Annotated in this window: 14 protein-coding genes; 8 read left to right on the top strand and 6 right to left on the bottom strand. The window is 54.8% G+C overall.

Annotated features, from left to right (window positions below):
- The first annotated feature begins 51 nt into the window (after positions 1 to 51).
- From OLTU_RS11770 to OLTU_RS11760, 3 genes are all read left to right on the top strand, one after another.
- Entirely contained in the window at positions 52 to 558 is a 507-nt protein-coding gene (locus OLTU_RS11770) for an AgmX/PglI C-terminal domain-containing protein (RefSeq protein WP_176736541.1), read from the top strand.
- Between the two features lie 387 nt (positions 559 to 945).
- Entirely contained in the window at positions 946 to 1,944 is a 999-nt protein-coding gene (locus tag OLTU_RS11765; protein ID WP_141732956.1) for a hypothetical protein, read from the top strand.
- Between the two features lie 287 nt (positions 1,945 to 2,231).
- Entirely contained in the window at positions 2,232 to 2,456 is a 225-nt protein-coding gene (locus OLTU_RS11760; RefSeq protein ID WP_141732955.1) for a CsbD family protein, read from the top strand.
- Positions 2,457 to 2,557: 101 nt separating this feature from the next.
- On the opposite strand, the gene OLTU_RS11755 is transcribed toward OLTU_RS11760, so the two are convergent.
- The 3 genes from OLTU_RS11755 to OLTU_RS11745 all read right to left on the bottom strand — a co-directional run bounded on the left by OLTU_RS11755 (position 2,558) and on the right by OLTU_RS11745 (position 5,536).
- The gene (locus OLTU_RS11755) at positions 2,558 to 3,286 is read right to left on the bottom strand and encodes a S1 family peptidase (RefSeq protein ID WP_141732954.1); all 729 of its coding nucleotides are present in this window, start codon (positions 3,284 to 3,286) and stop codon (positions 2,558 to 2,560) included.
- A 238-nt stretch (positions 3,287 to 3,524) separates the two neighbouring features.
- Complete coding sequence (locus OLTU_RS11750; protein ID WP_176736540.1) at positions 3,525 to 5,066, bottom strand: AarF/UbiB family protein; 1,542 nt, start codon at positions 5,064 to 5,066, stop codon at positions 3,525 to 3,527.
- 212 nt (positions 5,067 to 5,278) lie between these two features.
- Complete coding sequence (locus OLTU_RS11745) at positions 5,279 to 5,536, bottom strand: GlsB/YeaQ/YmgE family stress response membrane protein (RefSeq protein ID WP_141732952.1); 258 nt, start codon at positions 5,534 to 5,536, stop codon at positions 5,279 to 5,281.
- 410 nt (positions 5,537 to 5,946) lie between these two features.
- Between OLTU_RS11745 and OLTU_RS11740 the strand changes: the two genes are divergently transcribed.
- The 3 genes from OLTU_RS11740 to OLTU_RS11730 all read left to right on the top strand — a co-directional run bounded on the left by OLTU_RS11740 (position 5,947) and on the right by OLTU_RS11730 (position 10,062).
- Entirely contained in the window at positions 5,947 to 6,411 is a 465-nt protein-coding gene (locus tag OLTU_RS11740) for a DUF420 domain-containing protein (RefSeq protein ID WP_141732951.1), read from the top strand.
- Positions 6,412 to 6,732: 321 nt separating this feature from the next.
- Complete coding sequence (locus OLTU_RS11735; RefSeq protein WP_141732950.1) at positions 6,733 to 7,125, top strand: hypothetical protein; 393 nt, start codon at positions 6,733 to 6,735, stop codon at positions 7,123 to 7,125.
- Between the two features lie 135 nt (positions 7,126 to 7,260).
- The gene (locus tag OLTU_RS11730) at positions 7,261 to 10,062 is read left to right on the top strand and encodes an alpha-amylase family glycosyl hydrolase (RefSeq protein ID WP_141732949.1); all 2,802 of its coding nucleotides are present in this window, start codon (positions 7,261 to 7,263) and stop codon (positions 10,060 to 10,062) included.
- A 203-nt stretch (positions 10,063 to 10,265) separates the two neighbouring features.
- Here the strand turns inward: OLTU_RS11730 and OLTU_RS11725 are convergent, their stop codons facing one another.
- From OLTU_RS11725 to OLTU_RS11715, 3 genes are all read right to left on the bottom strand, one after another.
- Complete coding sequence (locus OLTU_RS11725) at positions 10,266 to 10,952, bottom strand: bifunctional 4-hydroxy-2-oxoglutarate aldolase/2-dehydro-3-deoxy-phosphogluconate aldolase (protein ID WP_141732948.1); 687 nt, start codon at positions 10,950 to 10,952, stop codon at positions 10,266 to 10,268.
- Entirely contained in the window at positions 10,949 to 11,935 is a 987-nt protein-coding gene (gene glk, locus OLTU_RS11720; protein ID WP_218109988.1) for a glucokinase, read from the bottom strand. Before glk ends, OLTU_RS11725 begins: the two co-directional genes overlap by 4 nt.
- Before the next feature lie 102 nt (positions 11,936 to 12,037).
- Complete coding sequence (locus tag OLTU_RS11715) at positions 12,038 to 12,604, bottom strand: NADPH-dependent FMN reductase (protein WP_141732946.1); 567 nt, start codon at positions 12,602 to 12,604, stop codon at positions 12,038 to 12,040.
- 355 nt (positions 12,605 to 12,959) lie between these two features.
- Here OLTU_RS11715 and hexR point away from each other — a divergent pair, with 355 nt between their 5' ends.
- Complete coding sequence (gene hexR / locus OLTU_RS11710) at positions 12,960 to 13,820, top strand: transcriptional regulator HexR (RefSeq protein ID WP_141732945.1); 861 nt, start codon at positions 12,960 to 12,962, stop codon at positions 13,818 to 13,820.
- A gap of 91 nt (positions 13,821 to 13,911) precedes the next feature.
- Positions 13,912 to 15,033, top strand: coding sequence for an ABC transporter ATP-binding protein (locus tag OLTU_RS11705; RefSeq protein WP_141732944.1), 1,122 nt, complete (start codon positions 13,912 to 13,914; stop codon positions 15,031 to 15,033).
- Positions 15,034 to 15,056: the final 23 nt, after the last annotated feature.

Here is a 15,056-nt window from a genome sequence, read left to right as displayed (position 1 = left end):
ATACTATGCCCCGAACGGATTCCCGTGCATCTCTACCGAAAGGAATATGGAATGTTTCGTCGATGTGGACTGCCTCTCCTGGCTCTCGTAACACCGTTGACCCTGGCCGCTGCTCCCAAAGGCAAAGGCGATGGTCTGACTCAAAAGGAAATCGTGGATGTGATTCAGTCGCACAGCGACGACGCCCGCGCCTGCTACCAGGAAGCGGTCGACAAGGATAGTACGGCTGAAGGCAAAGTGAAGATTCGTTTCTTGATTGGACTCAAGGGCAAAGTTGAAGCCAGCGAAGTCGAGCAAAATACCTTTAAAGACAAGGCGATCGGCAAATGTCTGCGGAACAAGATGAAGGCCTGGACCTTCCCCAAACCGCGCGGCGGCCAGCAGATCAGCATCGCCTATCCGTTTGAATTCAAAAAGGCTCCGCCTCCACCGCCTGCGCCGCCGGCCCCTGAGGCTGCTCCGGCCGCGCCTGGAACACCAGATACGCCGGCGACGGCACCGGCCACGCCGCCCACACCTCCTGCTCCTGAATCCCCTCAGTCGCAGAGTGACGGTTAAGGATAATGCGGCGGCTTTCGTATTCGCAGCACGAGGCCGCCCACAGCCCCAACCGGTAGACGCGACGGCGTTCGTGTTCGCAGCACGGCGCCGCCCCTTGCTTACCGGACGGCATGATGTTTGTATAGCCCAACCCGCACGCACGGAGTGCGGGCCCTAGCTTTCTTACCTGCCTGGAATAAATAACCTATCCTCTGTCAGAGGCCTGGACGTTGTCGTCCAGAGATCAGTCATAATCCGGTGTCACGCCTGATCCGCACAAACCATTTCACCTGGTTAACGAGGTGCCTGGCAGGGCTTGGTTCTTGCGAGAGGAGAAGGATTGACAGAATAAAGACTCGACATGGATTGCACGCTTCCAACGGAAGCCTAGAGGGAGGGCATCGGATGAAAAGCATTCTCGCAACGTCTTTGATCGCAATGTTGGCTCTGTCGACCGCCTGCAGCGAGAAAAAAGCACAGGACAAGCAGGAAGACCAGGGCGAGGCAGCCAAGACCGAAGAAACCGGCGAGAATCAAACCGGTGACGCCACCGGCGACACACCCGCTCCCGCAGAACAAAAGCTGACCGATCTTTATCCACCCGCCATCGGCGTGTATCCCTTGTCGGCTCCTGATGTAGGCCGCTCCCTTTATTTTGGCTTCTCCACTGATGGAACCGAGAAATTCGAAATGATCTGGGTCTATGCCGTGGCCGCAGTGCCGGATTTCAGCCAGGCCCTCGAATTGCCGGAATTCGCTTCCCAGGCCGAATTCGATGCCTTCATGGAAAAATGGGCCGCGGAATTCCAAAGCCGTCCGGAAATGTTCGATGCCCTCACGAAACTGCAGAATGAATTTGCTTTCAAAGTGGATCCTGCGTTCCTGAACGATGCTGCAGTGACCATTCCCGCAGCGGCGACCGCAGGCCAACCCAATTATGTGAAGATCACCCAGAAATTCTTCGCCCGTCGTTATACGACCAAAGCTGTTGGCAACACGACCATCAGCGCGACGGTGGACGGAGTCAACTTTAGTGTGCCTGTTGTGATCACTGGTTATACCACGGCTGGCATTGCTGCAGGCAAGCTTCGCTACGATGCGCCTGTGAGTGCGGACGCTGCCCTTAATGGCTGCACGAGCTGCCATGGCAATGCTGCAAGCGGTGACGCGTTCGCGAAACATTCCTCAGATTACCTGGCCTATGCCACTGACGCCGAAATTTTGAATCTGGTGAAAACCTCGACCTATCCGGACGGAACGCAACTCAATGGCGGCACGCACCTGTTCACGTTTGCCACTGCAGCTGACGAAACCAACATCGTCAGTTACCTGCGCAGTTTCCCAACCTCGTTTGATAAACTGCAACCCGTCGCGGAACAACCCGCAGCTCTCCGTCTGCGCTAAGCAACAGAAAAAAACCAGGCCGCTGAGTGCACCTCAGCGGCCTTTCCTTTTTCCCCCGCCCGCCCCCATTTTTATGCACAACCCATGACACCCAAAAATATTGACTACGAAATTTTCTTCGAGTTGGATTTTCCCTGCAGCTCTGTATGAAACACGCTGCATGTTCCAGCCTTCAGGCTTTCTCATAGTCGCGTCGCGAAGGCTTTTCGCAAATGGCATGTATTGTGAAAGAAGGGTCGCCGAGTTCACGAGGTGAACCCACACTCACCAAAATCGGGAGAATAACCATGAATTGGGATCAAGTTGAAGGCCAGTGGAAGAATCTGAAAGGCACCATTCGGGAAAAATGGGGCAAATTCACTGACGACGACCTGGAAACCATCGCCGGCAAAAAGGATCGATTGGTCGGTAAACTTCAGGAACGCTATGGCCTGGAAAAGGATCGTGCCGAAGCGGAACTCGATCAATACATTGCATCCATGGACTATGATCGTAATCGGTCCATGTCCTAAATATTTGAGTGGTCTTGAGTATCACTCACAAGGGCCATTGGCTTGGACGGGAATTGGGTCATGAGGATCCAATTTCATCGAAGCCAATGGCATTGCCTTTTTTAGAGGCTCACACCTGTCCAGTTGCGCAGCCAGTTCAGGTGATAGGCGACGTTGGTGTAAATACTCGACCCTCGACAGCCCTGCTGTCCGCGTGAGGTGGCGCCGATGACCTGCAGCGTACTGCCGCTCGACACATAAGCCGGTCCACCGGAATCCCCATAACAGGCTCCTGTTCCACCCTGATACACGGTAATTTCATTGCTGGTCTGACCGGATACACCCACCGAGGTGTAATAGAGGCGACCGCTGCCACCACTGTCCGTTTGACCGAAACCAGCGAGCGAGAGCTTGCTGCCCTGCGATACGGTTCCCTTGTAAATCGCCACCGGATTGTAGCCTGCCGGTGCGGGCGCGCTCAGTTCGATCACCGAGATGTCAGCCGGAACATTTTTATTGAAGTTGCCGGTGTAGCTCGGATTCACTTCGTAGTCTGTGGCCTTCACAAACTTGAATTCGGAACTGCTGCGACCAAAGCCGATATAAAGAGTCCCGCGAAAATTCGCCAGACAGTGGGCGGCCGAAACCACAAAATTTTTGTGGATCAGCGTGCCGGTACAAAACACCTGGCCGTTGCTGGAGGCCAGGGCCACGGTCGACTGTTCAATGGCACCGCCGTCCGGGGCCAGCGTGCCATTGATAATCTTCGTCTCACTCGTGGGATCACCCGTTCCGCAAGCTGAGAGAGCCAGTAACGCCAGAGGCAGGCTCAAAAGTTTAATAGAATGCATCTTCTCACTCCTGTGTCTTGAAACAAAAAAAATTGGTTTGACTGGACAGCCAACGGTTTCGCATGAGTTGCTTGAAATAACAACCCTGCGAGATTTCTGAAATCTGCAATTGACAAGGAGTGGAGAGGCTCGCTACGAGGCGAGCCATGAATAGCTTCAAGTTGGCGAAATTTTTTGAAAAGACTGATTCGGTATACAAGCCTGCGAATGAGTTTTCTTTCAATTTTAGAAAGACGTTCTATTGCAACCAGACCTGATAACGTTTTTCGTCGCTTTGCATTTCAAAGAGAATCTGCGGCGCATAGCCTGACTGCTGAATGCGACGCTTGAGAGTGGCGAGGTCCAGCTTTCGCTCCTGCATCCGACCGAGCGTATCGTTCGGAAGATGTTCCTCCAGCTTATCGACCGCACGGCTCGGGAGTTCAATCCGAACGAGTTCATTCCCCTTTTGATTCTGGATGACCACCAGAAGTTTCTTCGCCATCGCTCCGGTGCTGGCACGGTGTCCACTCTGCAGCTGGGACAGAACCTGAGGCGTCGGCCCGGTTGGAGCCGGCAGTTTCAAAGCCATCAGGCTGGACTTGATGGAAACCGGCACCTGCAATTCCGAGAGCGCGTGAATAAGCCCTTGCATGGCACGCAGGAGCAGCAAAAACCAGGGTGGAACTGCCGAGCGGAACCACCAGCGGTCCTCACCCAGCACGCGCTCAAAATGCTCCTTCAGATCCCAGTGTCGGACATCGAAGGCGCGATCCTGACAGAAGGGTTCGAGCAGCCTTTCCAGAAGGCAGGGCAGCCGTTGACTCAAGCGCAAAAGTTTCTGCGCATCAAAACCGAGCGCCACCAGAGCATCAAAGGGCACGATATCGAGTTGGTTCTGATAGGCATGAATCAGATGCCAGAGAATCTCCACCTGGTGGGGCTCAAAACTCATGGTTGAACCAAAATCATAGAGCACCAGCTCATGGTTCCAGATTCGGTCGGCGGATCGCGCATGACGAAAACCGAGATTGCCGGGATGCGGATCGGTATGAACGCTGCGCGCCACGAACAGGGCATGAAGAAAATAGTCGAGCAGGATACGGGCACATTCACGGCGTGCCGCATCCGGCCACCACGGACGAATGCGGGCGATCGGGCTCGACGCTTCGAAGCTCTGGGTGAGGATGGTCGTGCAACTGTATTCCGGATACACATGCGCGATGATGATAGGCTTGTTCTGCGGCAAAAGACGGGTGGCTTCCATCTGTCGCTGCGCTTCCCCGCGATAGTCGATTTCCCGAAGGAGCGACTGCCCGCAATAATCGAGGATGGCCTCGACTTCGAACTGGAATTTTTTCGGCGGTCCGGTCTTGCTCACCTGGCGCAAAAGGTCAAGCTGCTCTTCCAGATTTTTTTGCAAATCAGGATACTGAATTTTGATGGCCACGGTTGCGCCGGAACGCAAACGGCCCTCATGCACCTGGCCGAGCGAAGCGACCTGGGCCTTTTCGCTGATTTCCACCAGTTCGGCGTGCAGCCGGGGGCATGCAGCTTCGATGTGGGATTTGATCCAGGGCAGCGGCAAGGGTTCCAGGTGCAAAGGATTTTGCCCGTCGCCCGCGCCGAGTTTCATCGCCAGAAATTGTGCGGCTTTCGCACTGACGCCAGGAATGCTTCCGAGATTTTCCAGAAGGTAGTGGCGACTCGCGGCTTCGTTCCAATTTTTAAGAACAACAGATTTGGCAAGAATGGATGAGTATTTCAGTCCAGTGGCCAGTCGCGACAGGGCTGTGGTCATGTCTTCCTCTCCCCTTTTGAGGCTCAGACCATTATCTGTCATCGAATTCCAACTGTCGAGACGGGTGGGATTGGACACAAATCCAAACTGTCGATACGGGCGGGATTGGACATGAGAGGGAATAGCGCCAACAGCCGGCGACTCAAACGAAGATCCGCACATCTTCGCCGGCTGCTTTCGCCATTTCAACAGGAAGTCCCAATTCAATCAACTCAGTGTGTGAGTCTACGGCCAGCGAATGCCCTGTAAATAGCGAGCAGAACCATGGCACCGATTACAGAAGCAATGAAGCCTGCCGCCTCATTGGTTGTGTAAAGGCCCAAAGCGCGGCCCAGGAAATTGGCTGTTAATGCACCACCGATACCCAGAAGAATGGTGATGATAAAGCCTCCAGGATCACGACCTGGCATCAGAAATTTAGCGATAAGACCGACAAAGAAACCAATGATGATCGTCACGATGAGTCCCATGAATAGCCTCCTATGGACATGACTCTGCTTTGGGCATTGCAAAAGGCAGACCACGTGCTCAATTTTCAGAAAAGAGAGCGGTATCGTATCCGCGTCCATTCCTATCAATGCACGTTGTGCACGCTCTTCACCGTCATCACTCATCAGGTGAAACCGGCGCTGGTTCGACCGGCTGTTTCCAACAACCCACGTACACTCTTCGAGATACTATTGACTCCAGTGGATGCTTCACCCAGCGGAACTTGCGACCAGCATATTATCGGCGCATTTCGCCGAAGCGCAGGCTGGGGTAAAATCATCAGGTTGCTCATGGCAAGGAGCCCGCACAGATTTGCACGGGCTGTGTGGATTGGCGCCCGGTCGGGTGAGCTGAACTGGGATGATTGGATTGTAAGAACAAGGAGTTGGATGTGGATGGATTTCTGCCTTTCAGCCGTGCCAGCTTTGTCCTGGATTTCATTGCTGTGGCCATGGCCGCGGTGATTCCGGTCATGATGATCAGTCTTTTCCAGGTTCGAAAGCGGAAAAACATCGACCTGCATCGCCGCCTTCAGATCATCCTGGGCGTGGTCCTGGGGCTCGCCATCCTGATCTTCGAACTCGACATGCGACTCTATGGATGGCGGCAGTATGCGGAGCCTTCCCCTTACTATGATACTCTGGTCATGCCTGCCCTCCTCGTCCATCTCGTCTTTGCCATCCCCACCCTCCTGCTCTGGATCTTTACGATTTTCATGGCCTTACGCCACCGCATCCATACCAGCACGGGCAAGCATCGGATTCGGCATAAGCTTTTTGGCAGGCTATCTGCATATGCCATGCTGGGCACAACAGTCTCGGGTTGGTTGTTCTTTTGGTTAGCGTTTATGGCATAATAGAAGGGAATTCAGACAGGGCCCTCCCTCAGTGTCGGAATCTCAAACACCTGATGCATGGGACTCTTGCAATATTGGCTCTGTCTAAATATACTCTTCTGGTTCGACGAGTCGAAAAGCTCCTGTATCAATTGAGCTTTTACCCCTGACTCAAATGTCATCTTTTCCAATCCGAAGAGTTGTCCATCATTCGGTCGAGACTCACCGAACTTTGGAGTATTCAGTCGGTCGAAGTCTACCGAACTTTGCAGCAGTCAGTCGAAGTCTACAGGATCTGGGAAGAGTCCATATCCTTTCAACTTTTATATAGGAGGCCGTGTCATGGCATCGAACAAGCCCTCGGATGGACTGGAGTCCAGGGCAATTCCCACGTTAAGAATGGTTTCCCCCGGCGGCATTCCTTTGCAGCTGTCGCAGGACGCCATGCTTTTTCTTCTGGAAAAAGTGCAGGCCGGTGAACGCAACCTGGCGCGCAGCATCATCAGCCGCTGCCTGAACGTCAATGATGTGGTTGCGGAATACTGTCTGCGTCATCTCGAAGAAAAATTGCGTGATGAACCAGCGTACGTTGATCGCGTGATCACCCAGCTGAACGTGCTGCCGGCCGCACAGCCCAGCGATCAGCTCAAATTCCTTGGCTACGCGTTTGGCGTGCATGGCCCGGTTTCCATGGCGATTTTGAATTATATCCGCGCCGTCGCCCCTGCTCCCTGAGCCATTTTCCGGCCCACCGTTCGGTCTTTTTTCGCTCAGGGGCGCGGTCCGAGCCTTTATTTCCTTCCCTCGATTGATTAAGTTATCTAGCGCTACCATCTGTTTCTGAAAAAGTCCGCGGAAGGAGTCCAAGCTATGAATTTATGGCAAAAGCTGGCGCTCACTTGGTGCCTGCTCATGTCCTGGGCAGGCGTGCAGGCGGCCGAGGCCAGGTTCAATAGACCGATCCACGATGAGATCTTCTATTTCGTGGTCATGGATCGCTTCAATGACGGCGATCCGGCCAACAACAAGGGCTTGGATCGGATCGCGGTCGACGCCAAGGACTCCAAGGACGACATCCTGCGGCATGGCTATCAACCGGAACTTGAAACCTTCTATCATGGTGGTGACTTCAAAGGAATTACGCAGAAGCTCGACTATCTGCAGGGTCTGGGCGTGACGGCCATCTGGCTCTCCCCCATTCTGAAGAACCGCGCGACCCAGACCGGCGATGGCCCCCTCGGTGCCAGCTCCGGTTATCATGGCTACTGGCCCCTCGACTTTACCACGGTGGATCCGCACTGGGGCACCGAAGAGGATTTCCGTAATCTGGTCGACGCCGCGCATCAGCGGGGCATGAAACTCTTCGTCGATGTCATCACCAATCATACCGCCGACGTCATCAGCTATCGGGAATGCTGGGACTGCCCCTATCGCTCCCGCGAAGACTATCCTTACGTCACGACCAAACATGGCAAAAAATTGAATGAAGGTTTCGTGCCGGGAGACACCAGCGCCGAAAATTTCGCGAAACTGAAGGATCCAAACTACGCCTACTCCCCTTACATCCACGATCCTCGTATCAAAAAGAAACCCGACTGGCTGAACGATATCACGCTCTATCACAATCGGGGGAATTCCACCTTCTCAGGCGAAAGTTCGGAAATGGGGGATTTCTTTGGCCTCGATGATCTGATGACGGAAAATCCCAAGGTCGTGCAGGGCATGATCGCGATCCATGCCGACTTCATTAAGAAGTACAAGGTCGATGGCTTTCGGATCGATACGGTCAAGCATGTGAACATTGAATTCTGGGAGGAGTTTATTCCGGCCATGCGCAAGGCCGCCCAGGAAGCCGGCGTGCCCCACTTCTATATGTTCGGAGAGGTCTTTTCCAATGAACCGGCCCTCCTGAGCCGCTATACCCGCCTTGGAAAATTTGATTCCGTCCTGGATTTCGGTCTGCAGGCTGCCGTCAAGGATGTCTTTGCCGATGAGCATGCGATCGAGCGCTTGCACGAGTACCTGGCTCAGGATGATGTGCATCGGCTCGCCAGCGCTCCCCAGAAGATGATGAATTTCATCAGCAACCACGACATTGGACGCCTCGCCTATTTCATGAAAGAGCACTTCAAGGACGCGAGCGACGCCGAGATTCTGAAGCGCCTGACTCTGGCCAACGCCTTCATGTACTTTGCCCGCGGGGTGCCGATTATTTACTACGGGGATGAGCAGGGTTTTGTCGGCAAAGGGGGCGACCGCTGGGCTCGGGAGGATATGTTTGTCTCGAAGGTCAAAAGTTATCGCGAGATCAAACCGGTAGGTGTGCCGCATGACCCGGACAAGGACAGCTTCAATGTCAATCATCCGCTCTATAAAACGCTGGCCGGCCTGGCGCATATTTACCAAAGTCATCCTTTGCTCCGCACGGGCGAGTATTTTCCGGTTCGGGACTTTGGCCCGGATGTCCTGGCTTTCCGTCGGACGCTCTTTGAGAGCAACGACGAGTATCTTTTGGTCTTCAACATGAAAGAGGCTGCGATCCAGCTGCCCTGGACCCGCACGGGCTATGGGCTTGTGCATCCGGCCGGTAAACTCGGCAAGGAGCTGAGCCTCCCGCCGCTGTCGTTTGCCATTCTGAAAGGTGCGAAATCCAGGGAGAAAACCCGGGTGGCTCTGGCTCCGAAGTTTTCCAATCTCGAAGAGGGGCAACGCGTGGCGGATCTTTTTCATGGGGACGTGACGCTGCCCGAAGGGGAATACAAGGTCACCTTCTCCATGAAGTCGGACAAGGACAAAAGCTTTAAACCTCTTTATACCGACGTGAACGCGCCCTTCCGTGCCTACGTGGAAGGCCGTCAATTTCCGAATGGCACCAGCCTGATTCTGAGAGCGGATGTGGTCGCCCGCAATGGAGCCCGAGCCAACGTTCAACGCAAACTGATCGTCGATGCGCGCGAGCCGCTCGTGACCGTGCACTATGAAAATGGCAATAACCGCAGCCGCGTGTACACCTTGAGTCATCGCGGCACGATCGCTGTGCCTCAGAACCTGGACAAGGGCCAGTTCACCTTTGCCTGGCCGCTCCAGGAAGCCAAGGAAACCTTGATTTTTGAAGGCCGCAGCGATCCGGAGGATGAGGATTCGATCGCCTTTGATCGCCCCATCCTTTTAAGCTTCAAGGATCAGATCAGCCCGCATATCAAGGCCGGGCCTCAAGGGGAACCGGTAGTGACTGTTTACATCAACAACCGGCATGAGGTGAGCTTCGATGCCATGAAGCCGGCTCCGGAGACCAAACCTCTCGCTCTGCCGAACAATCTCAAAGCGAAGGCACCTCTCGACAAGGATCTTTATGTACGGGGCAGCATGAATAGCTGGAGTCCGGAACATGAACTGGAATATGCCGGGAACTACACGTACCGCACAAAAATAAAACTGGGCAGTGGCGGCACCGAATTCAAGTTCGCCGATGAAGGCTGGAGCACGGACGCGAACTTTGGAGCGCCGGTCGAGGAGCAGGGGCTGACCAGTTCCGGCGGCAGCAGCAACCTCACCTTTGAAGTGCCGAAGGGTGAGGCGGGAAAGTATGTTTTCGATTTGATTTACATACCGGCCGAGGTTCTGTCCAGCGATAAACCGCTGACCTTTTTCCGGGTGGAAAAAGCCCGCTAAAGGAAACAGACAGACCGTCAGCGATCCCTTGAGCTGACGGTCTGCTTTAATGGAAGGCCAAAGCTTTTTCTTAAGCCTCTAGCATCACCTGGTCCCAAACCACACGGTTCATCCCTGCCGTGTATGATAAGGATTTCGGCACAGAATTCCGTCTGTTGATATTTTCCCAGGACAGTCGCCGTATCAAGGCTTTGCCGCGAATATTACAATCTTGTACTGGTCGGCGACGGAGGATTTTCCGTGGGGAAGGCCTCACTCAGCTCGGAACAGAGCTGCTTCAGATAAGGCAGGGCCTGACCGCAGGCATGCGGATCGCTCAGGTTTTTCGGAAGGGGCCAGCTGCCCGATAAGGCAAGAACCTGCCGCGCTTTCAGAAACTGCTTGTGGTTGCCCACCTCAAGACCACCCGACACACAAAAACGAAAATCGGCGAAGGGGGCCGCCAGTGCCTGCAGGTAGGCCGCGCCCAAAGCAGCCGCGGGGAAAAATTTCACGGCGCGCAGGGGCGTGCGAGCCACCTGCATCAGATCCGAGGCTGTGGTCACGCCAGGCAAATAGGGAAGATCCAGTTTTTGGGCTGCGTCCAGGAGCGAGCTTTCGGTCCCAGGACTCACGGCAAAGCCGGCGCCGATGTCGTGAGCCCGCTTCAGATCATCGGGCTCCAGAACGGTGCCAACCCCGATGGTAAGCTGGGGCCAGTGCTTTCGTAAAAGCCTCACGCCATCCCAGGCATAGGGTGTGCGCAACATGATTTCCACCGCCTGCAGCTGACAGTGCTCGAGAAGTTCACCGAGGCCCTGCCAATCCTCAGCCGCATGCAGGGTCACCGCCAGGAGAAGGCGGTTGTGCTTGAGTATATCCAGCATGCGATGGGCGGCGTTTGTTTTCATGAGAGCCCTTCATCAAAAACCGAGGCGGCACCGATGAGGCCGGGCTGGGGCGCTGTGATGACAAAGGTCGGGATCCTTTCCACATAACTCCGAAAGCGTCCCTTGCTTTCGAAACGTTCCCGGAAAGGACTTTGTTCCGCGAGAAATTCCTTGAACCGTGGAACGATGCCACCGGAGATATAAACTCCGCCCTGGGCTCCCAGTTGCAGGGCATAATCCCCGGCGACCGAACCCAGGATCGCACAGAATCGTTCCAGGGTCATAAGGCAGGTCGGATCCGAGCCATCGAGCGCAGCCGTGGTGATGGAGGCCGGATCCTGATAGATCGCCGTTACCTTGTGCCAATCACAAAGGCCGCGATAGAGCGTCACGAGTCCGGACCCGCACAAAAAATCCTCATTGGCGCAAAAGCCCTGACGGCCCCTGATTTCCGCAGCAAGATGCGATTCGAATTCATCCTGCGGCGCAAAGCAGGCATGGCCCCCTTCCGTGCCGAGTGGCAGAGGTTTCGGAGAGTTCGGCACCAGCGCGGCCATGCCAAGGCCCGTCCCGGGTCCCAGCACAGCGATGGCGCGATGCGGAACGGCTTCCCCGCCGCCGATGCGAAAGACTTCGCGCGCCCCCAGATAGGGAATGCTGAGCGCAATCGCTTCAAAGTCATTGATCACTTTCAGATACTCAAGACCGAGTCGCGCCTTCAGCTCCTGAATGGAAAAAGACCAGGAGTTATTGGTGAAGTGAACGAGGTCTCCCGTCACCGGCGAGGCCACCGCAAAACAGGCTTTTTTAGGCTGCAGAATGCATTGCGCCCGATGCAAATAAGCGTTCACGACATCGATCAGGTGCGGATAATTCTTGTTCGAGAGCGCCTCGATCCCAAACACCTCATTGCCTTCCGGTGTCACCAGACCGAGCCTGGCATTTGTGCCGCCGATATCCGCTACCAGATAATGATTCATGATGCTCCATTCCTTATGATCCACGTGGCTTTCTTTATAGCCTACGTCCGCGGACGCCACTACACCTTTCCGTGTGAGTCTCCGATGCAGGAGACGCGGCGGGCGGATTTGCCCGCCTATATGACATTAACGCTGGCCTGCCTCGGGAAAACGCTCCACCCAGGACGCATAGGTCCTGAGAAACGTGTTCAAAAATTCGCGCGTGGAATCCTGGCTGATTTCCCCCCGCTCATTGAACAGCTTGTTCGCCCCGCCGACATAGGCTTCCGGCTGCTGCAGGATAGGCATATTGAGAAATACCAGGGACTGCCGCAGATGATGGTTGGCGCCAAAGCCGCCGATCGCCCCAGGGGAAACACTCATCACGGCCGCGGGCTTGCCCTCCCATACGCTCTTGCCATAGGGACGTGAACCAACGTCGATGGCATTTTTCAGAACGCCGGGCACCGAACGATTGTACTCGGGCGTAACAAAGAGCACGCCGTCATACGTTTTGACCTTTTCCCGAAATTCAATCCATTCACGTGGTGGATTTTCATCAAGGTCCTGATTGTAGATCGGGAGCTGACCGATTTCGACAATCTCAAGCTGGAGCGAAGACGGCTGCATGGCCATCAGAGCCTTGGCCATCTTTCTATTATACGATTCCCGACGAAGACTTCCGACCAGGACAGCTATATGTTTGGTTGCCATAACTTTTCCTGCTCCCATATGGTTGGCTTAGGAACTCATTTGGATATTAGCGCAGTCTGGAGTTTAAACAAGGCTGGCTCCGGATCCGGGTTTCAAACCCCTCAAAAGTTGTTTTTTTCCTTCAGTTCGGTTGCCATGCCGACATAACTTACCCATTTTTCAAGCCATAAATTCAAGAGTTTATCAAAACAAAGCCAGGGTGGCCTTATCCAGATGGAGAGGCTGCGCAAGAGAAGAGCTGCAATTTCCGGTCATTTGCCCTAAAAAGATAAACGCTTGTCAGCAGGAAGTTTCCGTGGTTATTTAACGCCAACTTACACAGTATCCAAGTTATTCCCAGCAAGAGGAGTCTGCCATTAACATTCTGCAGAAAATCCAAAAGACGAGGCCCTTTTTGAGCAAGTCTGAGCTTAAGGTTGCAGATGTGGTGTTAGCCGATCCGAATGCAACCATTCGCTCCAGCATCGCGGCTTTGGCCCGCACAGCTGATGTCAGCGAACCGACCGTGAATCGTTTTTGTCGAAGTTTGGATTGCACCGGGTTTCCGGATTTTAAACTGCGAGTGGCCCAAAGCCTGGCCAACGGAACGCCCTATGTTAACTCCAATGTCGAAGCCAATGATTCGGTGCGCGATTTTTCCGTCAAGATTTTTGAGATGACCATGGCTGCACTTGAGGATGCCAAGAGCAATCTGGATTTCGACACCCTCGGTCGTGCCATCGACGCCCTGGCGGGCGCACGCAAGATTGAATTTTATGGACTGGGGGCCTCAGCTTCCGTAGCCCTTGATGCGCAGCACAAATTTTTTCGTCTGAACACGCCGGTCGTCGCCTATACCGACGTGATGGTGCAACGCATGTCGGCAGCTTCGGCCGGACGTGGGGATGTGATTGTGATGATCTCTTACACAGGTCGCACGATCGCCACGGTTGAAGCCGCCAAGCTCGCCCGGGAAGCCGGTGCGACCGTGATCAGCATTACGATGCCCAACTCGCCGCTGGCGCAACACAGCAGTATCGTGCTCGCGGTCGAGACATCTGAGGATACGGATGTCTATACGCCGGCCATCTCCCGGCTGGTGCATCTGACCATCATCGACGTGCTGGCCACCGGGGTCACCTTGAAGCGCGGTCCGGATTTTGTGGAGCACCTGAAAAAAATCAAGAACTCGCTCAAGGCCACGCGGTTTATCAAGGACGAGTCCCGCACGGAATAACAATCGTGTGGTGAAAATTTACCGAGCCGGCGGGTTTAGCTGGACACCTCGCCAACAAAATGGTGTTTGTTTGGGATCAAGGGGGAGCATTGTGGAAACGCAGCTGAAAATCACCAATCTGAGCAAGCTCTACGATAATAAAGTCCGGGTTCTGAACAATATCAATCTGGAAGTGAAGGAACGGGAATTCCTGGTCCTGGTCGGTCCTTCGGGTTGTGGCAAGTCCACCCTGCTGCGGACCATCGCCGGTTTGGAAGAGGCCACTCAGGGCGCCATCGAAATTGGTGGGCGTGAGGTGACCTGGCTGCAGCCACGGGATCGCGATATCGCGATGGTGTTTCAGGATTACGCTCTTTATCCCCACATGACCGTTCGTGACAATCTCGCCTTCGGTTTGAAAATGCGGAAGACGCCCAAGGATCAAATCGATCAGGAAATCAATCGGGCCGCCCGCATTTTAAAAATTGAAAGTTATTTGGATCGCCGTCCTTCCCAGCTTTCCGGTGGACAGCGCCAGCGCGTGGCCATCGGTCGCGCCATCGTTCGCCGGGCGAAATTATTTCTTTTCGATGAACCCCTCTCCAATCTGGATGCCAAGCTTCGTGCCCAGACCCGCATCGAACTCGCCGATCTGCATCAGAAGATTGGCGCCACCTCCGTTTATGTCACGCATGATCAGGTCGAGGCCATGACGCTGGCGGATCGCATTGTGGTGCTGAACGGCGGCGATATCCAGCAGATGGGGGCTCCGCTGGAACTCTATCATAAACCCGCCAACAAATTTGTGGCCTCGTTTATCGGCAGCCCGACCATCAACCTTCTGGATGGCATCCTCAGTTTCGCGGGTGGCAAGCGCACCTTCACCGCAGGGTCCCTGGCCCTTGACCTGAGTGATGCACCCTGTCCTCGGGAAGCGGGTCCTTATACCTTGGGGCTGCGTCCGGAAGCGATCAAGGTGCTGGCGAACTCCGGTCGTGAGGCGAGCGGCACCGTGGACCTGGTCGTGGACATGCTGCTGTGCGAACCGCATGGTCATGAAGTGCATATGGTCGGTGAAGCCTTCGGACATCAGCTGATCATTCGCAGTGCCAACCCCCAAAGGCTCGAAATCATCAGCCAGGCCAAACGTGGAGACAAGTTGCCTTGCACCTTGGATCGCCAGGCCCTGCACTGGTTCAGCGCCGATGAACAGGGACGGCGCGTGGAGCCCTGAGAGGCCGCGCGACGCTTCGCCCC

The sequence above is a fragment of the Oligoflexus tunisiensis genome (genome assembly GCF_001748245.1).
In the GTDB taxonomy this organism is placed as follows: domain Bacteria; phylum Bdellovibrionota_B; class Oligoflexia; order Oligoflexales; family Oligoflexaceae; genus Oligoflexus; species Oligoflexus tunisiensis.
Note: the sequence above shows the minus strand (reverse complement) of the source record. Positions and strands in the feature narration are given on the sequence as shown.

What these genes read in the sequence shown, in the direction of transcription:
- OLTU_RS11770 (WP_176736541.1), top strand. Translation starts at nt 52, where the DNA reads ATGTTTCGTCGATGTGGACTGCCTCTCCTGGCTCTCGTAACACCGTTG.
- OLTU_RS11765 (WP_141732956.1), top strand. Translation starts at nt 946, where the DNA reads ATGAAAAGCATTCTCGCAACGTCTTTGATCGCAATGTTGGCTCTGTCG.
- OLTU_RS11760 (WP_141732955.1), top strand. Translation starts at nt 2,232, where the DNA reads ATGAATTGGGATCAAGTTGAAGGCCAGTGGAAGAATCTGAAAGGCACC.
- OLTU_RS11755 (WP_141732954.1), bottom strand. Translation starts at nt 3,286, where the DNA reads ATGCATTCTATTAAACTTTTGAGCCTGCCTCTGGCGTTACTGGCTCTC.
- OLTU_RS11750 (WP_176736540.1), bottom strand. Translation starts at nt 5,066, where the DNA reads ATGACCACAGCCCTGTCGCGACTGGCCACTGGACTGAAATACTCATCC.
- OLTU_RS11745 (WP_141732952.1), bottom strand. Translation starts at nt 5,536, where the DNA reads ATGGGACTCATCGTGACGATCATCATTGGTTTCTTTGTCGGTCTTATC.
- OLTU_RS11735 (WP_141732950.1), top strand. Translation starts at nt 6,733, where the DNA reads ATGGCATCGAACAAGCCCTCGGATGGACTGGAGTCCAGGGCAATTCCC.
- OLTU_RS11730 (WP_141732949.1), top strand. Translation starts at nt 7,261, where the DNA reads ATGAATTTATGGCAAAAGCTGGCGCTCACTTGGTGCCTGCTCATGTCC.
- OLTU_RS11725 (WP_141732948.1), bottom strand. Translation starts at nt 10,952, where the DNA reads ATGAAAACAAACGCCGCCCATCGCATGCTGGATATACTCAAGCACAAC.
- OLTU_RS11715 (WP_141732946.1), bottom strand. Translation starts at nt 12,604, where the DNA reads ATGGCAACCAAACATATAGCTGTCCTGGTCGGAAGTCTTCGTCGGGAA.